Origin of the sequence: Alteromonas sp. ASW11-130 (genome assembly GCF_026183735.1) — a bacterium.
Classification (GTDB): Bacteria; Pseudomonadota; Gammaproteobacteria; order Enterobacterales; family Alteromonadaceae; genus Alteromonas.
This window is the reverse complement of sequence record NZ_JAPFRE010000024.1, coordinates 1-12,335: the sequence shown is the minus strand read 5'-3', so window position 1 is coordinate 12,335 and position 12,335 is coordinate 1. Positions and strand designations below refer to the sequence as shown.

The following is a 12,335-nucleotide window of genomic DNA, read 5'->3' as shown; positions in this document are numbered from 1 at the left end:
TTTCTCAAATTGTCACATTTGGCATCACCCTTGCAAAATTAGTTGTATGAATTACTTATCGTCAAAAGTCAGTCATGGATAAATTACTTTGGATTGCCGCCAGTGGGGCCAAACAGGATTTGCTGGCTACAGGAATCAGAGCGAATAACTTAGCCAACGCTCAAACTATTGGTTTTAAAGCTCAACTTGAACAAGCTAGAGCAATGCCAGTATATGATGGCGGCTTACCTACGCGTGTATTTTCCCTGACAGAAAGTCCTTCTAATAATTATGAAACGGGCGCAATGATACAGACCGCTCGTGACCTTGATGTCGCTATTCAAGGAAAAGGCTTTTTCGCCGTTCAAGATGCCAATGGTAATGAAGTCTACTCCCGCGATGGGAGCTTTCAGTTAGGACCCGACGGCGTTTTGACGGATATGCACGGTAATATCGTATTAGGTGATGCCGGTCCAATATTTTTACCCGTACCGCTAGACAATTTAAACATTGATATGGATGGGACTATTTCAACCCGTCCTATAGGCGCACCTGTTAACGTTTCTGAAGAAGTGGGAAGGCTAAAGCTGGTCAATCCTGATCTCAATAGTATAGAAAGGCGTGCCGACGGTTTATTTCAGGCCAAGAACGGTGACATTTTTGAAGCTAGTGAACAAGTGAATTTGCTATCAGGTACGCTTGAAGGCTCGAACGTTAATGCAGTTAACGAAATGGTCAATATGATAAGTCTCCAGCGTCATTACGAACTGCAAGTAAAGCTAATGAAACAAGCGGATGATCTGGATCAGCAAGGCAATATGATGTTGCGTATTCTGTAACTTTTGAAAGTAAAAAGTAATAAGTAATAAGTAATAGAGCACTAAACTCTTTTAGGAGGTCGTTATGCATCCAGCGTTATGGATCAGTAAAACCGGACTAGATGCGGCACAAACAGATGTGGCTGTAGTTTCCAACAACTTGGCGAACGCATCGACAGTAGGCTTTAAAAAAGACCGCGCTGTTTTCGAAGATTTGCTTTACCAAAATATTAACCAGCCTGGCGGACGCTCATCGGCAGATACTGAACGGCCTTCGGGTTTAATGCTGGGCGCCGGGTCTAAGGTGGTAGCCACGCAAAAATCCCATACTCAGGGAAATATGATTACCACGCAAAATTCACTGGATATGTCTATCCAGGGGCGCGGATTTTTCGAAATTCTGCAACCTGACGGCACTATTGCGTATACCCGAAATGGACAATTTACTCTAAATGATCAAGGCCAAATAGTAACGCCCGGGGCCGGATTTTTATTGCAACCAGAAATTGCTGTTCCAGAAGACGCCCAACAGATCAGTATCTCCCAGGATGGCGAAGTGTCAGTGACCGTGCGAGGTGAAGCCGAACCTCAGGTTATCGGTCAAATTAACATTTCCGATTTTATTAATCCGACTGGTTTGCAACCGACAGGCCAGAACCTGTTCGTTGAAACCGCTGTTAGCGGTGCGCCAATTCAAGGTATTCCCGGATTGCAAGGCTTAGGCACTATCGTTCAGGGGGCGTTGGAGACATCCAACGTTAATGTAACGGAAGAGTTGGTAAACCTGATTGAGAGTCAGCGCTTGTATGAAATGAACTCCAAAGTTATTTCTTCAGTTGACCAGATGCTAGGTCAGGTTATTCAACAATTATAACAGGTGATATCATGCGGTTTGGAATAGTTTACATTGTCGGTTTAGTACTTAGCGGATGCATGAGCACTTCTGAGCCGCCAGTACAAGCCAATGATCCGCTTTTTGCGCCCGTTATCCCAAATATTCCTCGAGAGCATATCATTGAAGATGGGGCGCTTTTCCGAGCCAATATGGCGAATAGCCTTTATTCAGATGTCACGGCGAGACGAATAGGCGATCTCATAACCGTGACATTGAGTGAAAACACTAACGCTTCAAAATCAGCAAGAACGTCTACCTCGAAAGACACAGAAGTTGATTTGCAACCTATCACAGGGCTAGGGGGGAATACGGTTAACCTAGGACCTCAGTCAATTCAATTGGGTGTGTCTGCCGGAGATAGTTTCGATGGCGACGCGCAAGCAAATCAAAGCAATAGCTTATCTGGCGCAATATCAGTCACCGTGGTGGATGTATTACCCAACCAAAACTTAGTAATTCGCGGTGAAAAGTGGCTCACTCTGAATCACGGAGACGAATATATTCGTCTGACTGGGATAATCCGCCCGGCTGATATCAGTCCACAAAATGAAATTGTTTCCACAAAGATAGCTAACGCCAGAATTCAATACAGTGGTACTGGCTCTTTCGCCCGTTCTCAGGAAAAAGGCTGGTTATCTCGCTTCTTTTCTTCTGAATGGTGGCCAATTTAGGGGATGTTATGAAAACGTTTTACCTCGTTCTGACTTTTATATTAATTGCAATATCCAGTAGTGTAGACGCGCAACGTATAAAAGATGTGGCCAGTATTCAGGGCGTGAGAAGTAATCAGCTAGTGGGTTACGGTTTGGTAGTGGGTTTGCCTGGCACGGGTGAGCAAAGTCCATTTACTGAGCAAAGCTTCCGAACCATGCTAAGCAATTTTGGTATTAGTTTAGATCCTAATACTAAACCTAAAATTAAAAACGTCGCAGCAGTAGCGGTACACGCTAGTATGCCAGCCTTTATAAAGCCAGGCCAAACTATCGACGTCACGGTCTCTTCAGTAGGCGAAGCCAGCAGTTTGCACGGTGGCACCCTTCTACAAACCTTTTTGCGTGGGGTAGATGGTCGTGTATATGCTGTTGCTCAGGGAAGTCTGGTTGTCAGTGGTTTTGGCGCTCAAGGTGGCGATGGCTCGCGTATTGTGTCCAACACTCCTACGGTAGGACGTATCCCTAATGGTGCCTTGGTTGAACAAACTATTCCCAGCGGGTTTGCTAATGGTGATAGCTTGACACTTAACTTACACCACCCTGATTTTTCCACAGCCAAACGCTTAGCCGATACGATTAACGAACGCTTAGGTGCACAACCGGATCAAGGGTATACCATTGCCGAGCCAATCGATGCTGCGTCGGTCAGAGTCAGGGCCCCTCGTGATAGAGGCCAGCGAGTCGGTTTCCTAGCGACATTACAGAGCTTTGACTTTGAGCCTTCTGCGGCGCCAGCCAGGGTAGTGATAAATAGCCGCACTGGCACCATTGTCATCGGCCAAGATGTTCGCTTGTTACCCGCGGCGATTACGCATGGTGGATTAACCGTGACGATTTCTGAAAATCAACAGGTGACCCAGCCTAATGCGTTAGGTGAAGGTGAAACTGTGGTGACCACTCGCTCCATCGTTGATGTGGATATGAGTGACAGCAGAATGTTTAAGTTTGAACCAGGTGTAACCCTCGATCAGCTCGTGCGTGCTGTGAATGAAGTTGGCGCAGCACCAGGTGATTTAATGGCTATTCTAGAAGCGTTGCGTCAAGCAGGGGCGTTACGTGGTGAGCTGGTGGTGATCTAATGAATATGAATTCCGCGCATAGCAAGCTTGATATGGCAAGGAATGTTCATGACTTAGGTAGCGTGAACAAGCTTCGCGAAGCCATTGCATCTGGTGATGAGGAAGTGTTGGAGGAAGCTGCGCAACAGTTCGAAGCCATTTTCGTCCAGATGATGTTTAAATCAATGCGCAAGGCGCAAGAAGCCATTGCAGATGAAAATAGTCCATTCAATTCGCAGCAGGTTAAGTTCTATCAGGAAATGCATGACCAGCAGCTAGCCGCTGATTTATCTGCGGGCGGTGGTCTGGGATTGGCAGATTTGATCGTGCAGCAATTAGGCCAGCAAGATAAAGATTTCACACCAGCCAGTGTCATACGTGATGACGGCAATATTACTTCGTTGAACCAATCCCAACGTGCACAGGTCAAAATAACGCAAGAAAAGGTTTTAGAATCAAACAGCATGGGTGCAGCATCATCTTTTAAAGCGCCTATGTTTGACGATCAGGAAAGCTTTATTCAAGCATTGTATCCCCATGCTCGCGAAGCTGCTGAATTATTGGGTACCGACCCTAAAGCTATAATTGCCCAGGCCGCGGTCGAAACGGGTTGGGGGAAATTTATTATTCACGATGCAAAAGGAAATAGCAGCCATAACCTGTTTGGTATTAAAGCAAACCGCTCATGGGAGGGAAAGCAAGCAATTGTCGATACGCTTGAGTTCGAAGGCGGCGTAGCAAAAAAACACAAAGCAGCGTTTCGTGCGTATGAATCTATTAAAGAAGCTGTGCATGACTATGTTGACTTTATTCGGTCACAGCCACGGTATCAGCAAGCAGTCGAAAACGGTGCTGATACGCAGAGCTATTTCAGCGAGCTGCAACGAGCTGGCTATGCCACCGATCCGAATTATGCAGATAAGATTATGGCGGTATTCAAAAGCGACATTATTAACGGTTTTATGCCATGAATGTAAATAACGGGCAGAGGAGCAACTAATTATGGTCCGTCCTGTCGATATGTTTAATATTGCAAGAAGCGGTATAAACGCGAGTAGTACCCTGTTGCAAACTACCAGCAAAAACATCGCCAATGTTAATACTGAAGGTTATGTACGTGAGCGAACGACTTTTGAAGGTGGTATTCTTGGTGGAGTAGGAGAACCTACCACCGAGCGGGTCATTGACGTATTTGCACAAAACCAGTTGCGCCGCGATATTACTAAGGTCGGCGAGTTCGAAGTATACCAACAAAAGGCCTCAGCTATTGATAACCTTCTTGCCAGCGATGCCAATTCAATAGCCCAAGGGTTAAGTGAGTTCTTCGGTTCGCTACAGACGGCTGCCGATGACCCCTCTAATCTATCATCACGCGAGTTAGTGTTAGCGCAAGGACGGGATGTGCTAAGACGATTTGGTACTGTGTCTGATTTTCTGGAAGAAAAAGAGAAAGAAGTCAATTTAGAGTTTACCTCTATGGTAAACAAAGCCAACGATCTCATTAGAAACATCGGTGAACTAAATAATGCTATTCAGGTCGCTAGTGGTGATCTTGGTTCCGCCAGCGAGCCTACTACATTAATGAATCAGCGGGACAAGGCGATTGATGAACTGGCTGAGTTGATGGCGATTGATGTTAAAGACAGCAAAAGCGAGCCTGGATCGGTCAACATAAATTTAAAAACTGGCGAGTCGCTCATTTTAGACGATGGCAGTTTTAACCTGATTGAAATCAGTACAGATGCAGATTTAGGGCGTAAACAATTACAGCTGTCGACAGAATTTAATGGTGCAAAAGACGATACAAAAATAAATTTAGGTGAGACGAGTTTAGGTGGACAAATTGGTGGTCTGTTTCGTTATCGAGATGAAATTCTTGCCCCTACCCAGCGTGACATAGGACAGATGGCCCTGGCATTTGCTGATGCCGTCAATAGTAAGAACAGACTAGGAATGGACTTAGACTTTCAGCTCGGCGGTGACATATTTAATCTACCCGAATTTGTTGGGGTAAATTATTCAGGAACACCAGATAACCTCCCCGTTACTGGGCGTGTTATCCCAGGCAGTGGTGAGTTGATAACCGACGCTGATTATAAAGTTACGGTAACCAGCGTCACCGCTGGCGTTCCTGATGAAGTGCAGTTAGAGTTACTAAATAGCGATGGGTCGCCCAAAGTGGATGCCTCTGGAAATCCTGTAGTTTATACGGGCATTACAATTGGAAGTGGATTCTCTGAGCTTCCCGCCGGTCTGGAAATTGACTTCGAGGCAGCTGGAGGACACGCAGTGGGAGACGCGTTTTTGTTTCAGCCCACGAAGTATGCAGGTGCTGATATTGAATTAGCGACTAACCGTCCACAAGACTTGGCGTTTGCTTCGCCATTACGCGTACAACCAGATAGTGATAATTTGGGAACAGCCACAGTTGAAGAAGTAACAGTGAGCAATACGACCGTTGATCCTACATTAGGTGCAGAAGCGTCTGCTTTTGATGGGGCGGGTGGTATTCATGGTGTAGCTGGATCACCGAGTGCCACAGTTGGCGCTCCGGCAGAAATTTTATTTACTTCTCCTACTGATTTTCAGGTTTTGGATAGTGCTGGTAATGTCATCACCAACGTTACGGGCGTCACCGATTACGACAACTTGTTAGCCCAGGCAGAAGCGGCAGGCGCAACTCCTGCTTGGCCAGCTTCTTTTTCTGCTTTGGATGATTACCCAGGTTACGATTTAAGTTTAAATGGCAGCCCTAGAGCTGGCGACTCGTTTGCATTTTCCTATAATACAAACGGGGTAAATGACAATACGAATGCACTGGAAATGATAAATTTGCAGGACGAAAAGTTAGTCCAGGTTAGCAGTGATTCGGCGAATGAACCTCGTTCATTATTTGATGCATTTTCGTCAGTTGTAGGAAATGTTGGAGAAAAAGCGGCGAGTGCCGATATATCGTTAGAAGCTGCTGAGGCAATGAAATCACAATCACAGGAATGGTTTGATTCAGTATCAGGTGTAAGCTTAGATGAAGAAGCTGCTAATCTTGTACGTTTTCAGCAAAGTTACGCTGCCGCTGCGCGAATTTTGACAACGGCACAGCAAATGTTTGACACGATACTTTCGGCTGCCAGGTAATAAATAATGCGTATTTCGACCAATCAATTCTTCAATCGTAATCTCGATGCGATTATGGATAGTCAGCGAAAGCTTGCTGATACGCAGGAACAGCTAGCAACGGGTAAACGGATTAACCGACCTTCTGATGACCCAGTGGGGGCAGCGCAAGTTGTGAGGTTAACTGAGCAATTAGCGAATATTGATCAGTATAAACAGAACAATGGTTTGTTTATAAGCCGATTAGAACAGCAAGAAACAGTGCTTTCCAACATAAATGATGCAGCGCTCCGCGCTCGCCAGTTAATTCAACAAGCTGGATCAGGTGTATTAAATGACGCGGATCGACGAGCAATAGGTTCTGAAATTCAGCAAATTCGAGACGAAGTGCTCGATCTTATGAATGCACAAGATCCATCGGGTGACTATATGTTTGCGGGGTTCCAAGCCGATAGCCCTGCATTTAGTTTTAATCCGGCTGCACCAGGAAATGCTGTTCGTTATGAGGGCGATAGTGGAACGAATTCAGTTAAACTGTCCGATAATGTAACGCTTCGGAGTACAACGAGTGGCCAGGATGTTTTTGAAAACGTCCTGGCTCCCCAAGGCTTTTCGGTCACCGGCAGTGTGGGAGCTACAGTAGATGACTCTGATGTAGCAAATCAGGATGCGTTCGATAGTTTTTTTGATGCTAACTATGATGGCTTCACGGCAGCGAACAATGACTTCCGGTTAACGCTGACAGCGGGTAATCAAGTCCAGTTAACGAATGTAGCCAGCGGTGCTGTAATTGATACTGTCGATTACACATCCGGGAATCCTTTTACTATTCAGGGCATGAGTTTTACCGTTTCGGGTAATGCTGGCGATACGGTTGACTTTTCTTTGGACAAACCAGAAAAGAAAAATATTGCCGAAACGCTGCACGATATTTATACCGCGCTTTCAGTTGATGGCGAGTCTGGCGATGCGTTACGTAAGTCAATTCAAGGTGCTATTTCGAACCTTGATTCTGCCACTGACAAAATATCTGCGGAGATATCGTCCATTGGGGGGCGGCAAAATGTCGCCTCTTCAGTGTTTGAGACAAATTTGGATTTAGAAGTCAACATTCGCTCCGCGCGCGCGAATATTGAAGAAACCGATTTTGCAGAGGCATCAGCTGAATTTGCTCGACAAGAAACGGCGCTCAACGCCGCTTTACAAACTTTTCCGCGGATTTCGCAGCTTTCACTATTCAATTTTATTTAGCCATTTATCAAAATTTCTGATGGTGGCTAAATAGACCCGTGTTTGGTTATCTATGTGCCCTGAATAATAAGATAAATAACACGTATCCTCCTCTAATACGATGCCAGGGTAACTATTATCTGCTGCACTAGGCACTGTCAGTAAATGCGTAAGCTTTGCTGTGTTAAGTTGCAGATGCCATAACGCTGTTCTCGGCTGATTATTCTGCCAAATTCGACCCGCTACCAATACAGAGTTTTCTGTTAAACCATGCATCACCGGGCCACCAATATAGGTTTGCAGATCGTGCCACTCCCAGCGCGTATAAGGGGGCTTGGCACGACCCAGTTGCGCAGTAAAACTATCTGCATCTCTTCTGATCAAGGCCCACATCGTGCCTTGTCTATCAAATATCAAATCACTTTCATTAGGATAACCCAATTTGTGGTCACGTAAGGATAGAGCATAGGATTTATGAAGATACATCGTCTTTTGCGGGTGGCCTGAATAAAGATCAACCCTATTATGTTGCCGATTATAAGCGAACCCATAAGCCTGGCCCTGCTGCCATCTTATACGCCACAGCCACCAGCCGTTGGTACCAAAAAAATGAGGTGAAGACCATGTAAGGCCATTATCACTGAACCAGCTTACCCAGCGAGTTCTTGAACATGATTTTTCAGTGGCATCCATCCGTGCGTATGCCAATAAAAATATTCGCCCGCCTTCGTCAATGCTTAGCTTAGGATCGCGCAAATCACACCGAGGGAACGAAAGGTGCTGGCGTGAAACAACCTCAGAATTAAGGTCAGTTACCGTGATTTCTATACGACCATCACCACTGACATGGTTGGTAGCCTGACGATAGCAACATACTAATTTATCGTTAATTTTAACCAGATCGGTAAAAGCACTGTGCTTTTTATCACTCGAGATACGTTTAAGATGAAAAAAATTTGAACTTTTTTTAATCATGAAAAATCTTTAAAAGACATGGCGTTATAAAAGTATAGACAGAAAGAATATGGTTTTCTAAAAACTTTCTCGATATTTTTGTTAAAGGAAAATTTTGATAAGGCGATAAAGATGTCGAGAGAGCCAGGTTATCAGATCATAAACAGGATCTTGATAATTTATAAGTAGTAACGCCGGTAACCCGGTAACCCGACAACAGTCGGTTGAGAGTTGTAGTTGGAGAGATCCTCATGTCTATGTTTGTAAACACTAACGTTTCAGCGTTAAACGCTCAACGTCAATTGTTCGATACCAGTAATTCATTGAACACTTCATTTGAGCGTCTATCTTCAGGATTCCGCATCAACAGTGCATCAGACGATGCAGCTGGTTTGCAGATTTCTGACCGTATGACATCGCAAGTCCAAGGCCTGAACCAGGCTGTACGAAATGCGAATGATGCAATTTCACTGTCTCAGACAGCAGAAGGTGCGTTGGATGAAACCACTAACTCATTGCAGCGTATGCGTCAGTTAGCGATTCAGTCACAAAACGGTATTAACTCAGATTCAGATCGTGCAGCACTTCAAAAAGAAGTAGCCGCGTTGAAGACTGAAATGTCCCGTACATCTACTGATACAGAGTTTAACGGTGTCAATATTCTTTCTGGTAGCTACCAAGCTGATTTCCAGGTAGGAGCGAACAGCGGTCAAACGATTTCAGTAGATTTAACTAAATCTGGTGGTTATGGTGCTTCTGGTCTGGGTGTGGGTACGCTTGATATCAGCACGTCAGCAGGTGCGGCAGCAGCCCTAACAGCAATTGATTCTGCGATTTCACAGATCGGTGGAACGCGTGCTGATTTGGGTGCATTGCAAAACCGCTTCCAGTCAACTATCCGTAACTTAAGTAATGTTGCAGAAAACGTATCTGCGGCACGTTCACGTATCCGTGATACGGATTTTGCTTCTGAAACGGCGGAACTGACGCGTAACCAGATCCTTCAGCAAGCAAGTACCTCAATTCTTGCTCAGGCGAAACAGCGTCCACAGGCAGCATTGTCACTATTAGGTTAATTCCTAACTAGATTAGGGTTGAGCCAGGAGGTAGTGAGATACGACCAGGTTGCATCCTAAAGAGTGTAAAACGCTCAATTGAAAATACAAAACCGGGCTTAGCCCGGTTTTCTTTTTTAGCTTAATAAACATGGTGATACCTTTCATATTATCGTATTAATAAATATACGTCAGTATGTAAAGTGCTATAAATGGCCATAATTTACTCTTTTTTAGATTAAAGCCTCAAAAAGATAAAGTTTCTTTGTTTTTACGTTAAAGGATATTTTTTAAGCGTCGATAAAGAAACTGAGAGAGCCAGGTTATCAGATCGAATAAAGGTCTCGATAACATCTAATTAATAATGCCGGTAATCCGGCAGCCGACCAATGTCGGTGAGAGTAGTAGTTGGAGAGATCCTTATGTCTATGTTTGTAAACACTAACGTTTCAGCGTTAAACGCTCAACGTCAATTGTTCGATACCAGTAATTCATTGAACACTTCATTCGAGCGTCTATCTTCGGGTTTCCGCATCAACAGTGCATCAGACGATGCAGCTGGTTTGCAGATTTCTGACCGTATGACATCGCAAGTACAAGGTCTGAACCAGGCTGTACGAAATGCCAACGATGCAATTTCACTGTCTCAGACAGCAGAAGGTGCGTTGGATGAAACCACTAACTCATTGCAGCGTATGCGTCAGTTAGCGATTCAGTCACAAAACGGTATTAACTCAGATTCAGATCGTGCAGCACTTCAAAAAGAAGTAGCCGCGTTGAAGACTGAGATGTCTCGTACATCAACTGATACAGAGTTCAACGGTGTCAATATTCTTTCTGGTAGCTACCAAGCTGATTTTCAGGTAGGAGCGAACAGCGGTCAAACGATTTCTGTAGATTTAACTAAGTCGGGTGGCTATGGTGCTTCTGGTCTGGGTGTGGGTACGCTTGATATCAGCACGTCAGCAGGTGCGGCAGCAGCCCTAACAGCAATTGATTCTGCGATTTCACAAATCGGTGGCACGCGTGCTGATTTGGGTGCATTGCAAAACCGCTTCCAGTCAACTATCCGTAACTTAAGTAATGTTGCAGAAAACGTATCTTCGGCACGTTCACGTATTCGTGATACGGATTTTGCTTCTGAAACAGCGGAGCTGACGCGTAACCAGATCCTTCAGCAAGCAAGTACCTCGATTCTTGCCCAGGCGAAACAGCGTCCTCAGGCAGCATTGTCACTATTAGGTTAATTCCTAACAGCTCACTGGTTGAGTCTATTTCCCATGTTGACAGGCTCAATCAGAATTAACGGAGCTACTAGCCGGGCGATGCCCGGCTACCCTTGTTACAAGTGAGACGTGCTCTATAACCTTTTATATTCACACTTTACGTTTAAGTGTTGTTTTAAGGGGCCTCCGGTTTAATAACCCGGTATGCATGAGAGAGTAATTTAGAGATATAACAAGTATGTTTGTAAATACTAACGTTTCGGCATTGAATGCTCAGCGTCAAATGTTTGATACGAGCAATGCCCTCAATACTTCTTTTGAGCGTCTATCGTCAGGTTTTCGTATTAATAGTGCTGCCGATGATGCAGCGGGTTTGCAAATTTCTGATCGCATGACTTCTCAGGTTCAAGGATTGCAACAGGCCGTGCGTAACGCAAATGATGCCATTTCAATTTCTCAAACCGCTGAAGGTGCGCTTGAAGAAACCACTACCAGTCTGCAACGAATTCGTCAGCTGGCGATACAATCGCAAAATGGTATTAATACTGACTCCGATCGCGACGCACTGCAAAAAGAAGTGGCAGCCCTAAAAACTGAGATATCCCGTATTGGTTCTTATACAGAGTTTAATGGTGTAAGTATTCTTAAAGGTGATTTCGCAGCTGATTTTCAGGTGGGGGCGAATAGCGGACAAACGATAAAAATGGAGTTAACCCGCACAGGCGGCTATGGTGCGTCAGGTTTGGGCGTGGGTTCATTAGATATTAGTACGTCTGCTGGCGCTGCTTCAGCCTTAACCGCAATTGATAGTGCAATATCTACTATCGGCTCTACGCGCGCCGACTTAGGGGCACTGCAAAATCGGTTTCAGTCTACTATACGTAACTTAAGCAATGTGGCAGAGAATGTCTCTGCTGCCCGATCACGCATCCGTGATACCGACTTTGCGTTAGAAACAGCTGAGCTAACCCGTAATCAGATTCTACAGCAAGCGAGTACGTCCATTCTTGCCCAGGCGAAACAACGTCCTCAGGCTGCATTATCACTATTGGGTTAATACGTTTTTGGGGTTGATAACTCGTCGGCCCCGAATCGTTACCATACCGACACTCCTTATCACAGCGTATAAATAAATATACATACGTATAAAAAATATAAAAATAATGGCTTTGTATCGTTTTTGTATCCAAGTCATCTTTTTTATGTTTTTTTACTAAAGGATTTTTTTCCTTCGACGATACAGTATTTGAAAGAGCCAGGGTGACAAAACACGGCAAACAGTGTGCTTACCTT

At 44.8% G+C, this 12,335-nt stretch carries 11 protein-coding genes; 10 read left to right on the top strand and 1 reads right to left on the bottom strand.

Features of this window, described 5'->3' with window-relative positions; genetic code table 11:
- The first annotated feature begins 74 nt into the window (after nt 1–74).
- The 7 genes from OPS28_RS08335 to flgL all read left to right on the top strand — a co-directional run bounded on the left by OPS28_RS08335 (nt 75) and on the right by flgL (nt 7,828).
- Entirely contained in the window at nt 75–818 is a 744-nt protein-coding gene (locus OPS28_RS08335) for a flagellar basal body rod protein FlgF (protein WP_265609000.1), read from the top strand.
- Nucleotides 819–882: 64 nt separating this feature from the next.
- Complete coding sequence (gene flgG / locus OPS28_RS08330) at nt 883–1,671, top strand: flagellar basal-body rod protein FlgG (RefSeq protein ID WP_265608999.1); 789 nt, start codon at nt 883–885, stop codon at nt 1,669–1,671.
- Between the two features lie 11 nt (nt 1,672–1,682).
- A complete protein-coding gene (gene flgH / locus OPS28_RS08325) occupies nt 1,683–2,363 on the top strand; it encodes a flagellar basal body L-ring protein FlgH (RefSeq protein WP_265608998.1) in 681 nt (226 codons plus the stop codon).
- An 8-nt stretch (nt 2,364–2,371) separates the two neighbouring features.
- On the top strand, nt 2,372–3,484 hold the full coding sequence (locus OPS28_RS08320; protein ID WP_265608997.1) for a flagellar basal body P-ring protein FlgI: 1,113 nt from the start codon (nt 2,372–2,374) through the stop codon (nt 3,482–3,484).
- Nucleotides 3,484–4,434 carry a flagellar assembly peptidoglycan hydrolase FlgJ gene (flgJ, locus tag OPS28_RS08315; RefSeq protein ID WP_265608996.1) on the top strand — a complete coding sequence of 317 codons (951 nt, stop codon included), beginning with the start codon at nt 3,484–3,486 and terminating at the stop codon, nt 4,432–4,434. Before OPS28_RS08320 ends, flgJ begins: the two co-directional genes overlap by 1 nt.
- Nucleotides 4,435–4,465: 31 nt before the next feature.
- Nucleotides 4,466–6,598 carry a flagellar hook-associated protein FlgK gene (gene flgK, locus OPS28_RS08310; protein ID WP_265608995.1) on the top strand — a complete coding sequence of 711 codons (2,133 nt, stop codon included), beginning with the start codon at nt 4,466–4,468 and terminating at the stop codon, nt 6,596–6,598.
- Between the two features lie 6 nt (nt 6,599–6,604).
- The gene (gene flgL, locus OPS28_RS08305) at nt 6,605–7,828 is read left to right on the top strand and encodes a flagellar hook-associated protein FlgL (RefSeq protein WP_265608994.1); all 1,224 of its coding nucleotides are present in this window, start codon (nt 6,605–6,607) and stop codon (nt 7,826–7,828) included.
- Here the strand turns inward: flgL and OPS28_RS08300 are convergent.
- A complete protein-coding gene (locus tag OPS28_RS08300) occupies nt 7,811–8,782 on the bottom strand; it encodes a hypothetical protein (protein WP_265608993.1) in 972 nt (323 codons plus the stop codon). The two genes, flgL and OPS28_RS08300, sit on opposite strands and share 18 nt — an antisense overlap.
- 230 nt (nt 8,783–9,012) lie before the next feature.
- Between OPS28_RS08300 and OPS28_RS08295 the strand changes: the two genes are divergently transcribed.
- The 3 genes from OPS28_RS08295 to OPS28_RS08285 all read left to right on the top strand — a co-directional run bounded on the left by OPS28_RS08295 (nt 9,013) and on the right by OPS28_RS08285 (nt 12,099).
- Nucleotides 9,013–9,837, top strand: a complete 825-nt coding sequence (locus OPS28_RS08295) for a flagellin N-terminal helical domain-containing protein (protein WP_265608992.1) — start codon at nt 9,013–9,015, stop codon at nt 9,835–9,837.
- 401 nt (nt 9,838–10,238) lie between these two features.
- Entirely contained in the window at nt 10,239–11,063 is an 825-nt protein-coding gene (locus tag OPS28_RS08290) for a flagellin N-terminal helical domain-containing protein (RefSeq protein ID WP_265608991.1), read from the top strand.
- A 217-nt stretch (nt 11,064–11,280) separates the two neighbouring features.
- A complete protein-coding gene (locus tag OPS28_RS08285) occupies nt 11,281–12,099 on the top strand; it encodes a flagellin N-terminal helical domain-containing protein (protein ID WP_265608990.1) in 819 nt (272 codons plus the stop codon).
- Nucleotides 12,100–12,335 lie beyond the last annotated feature (236 nt).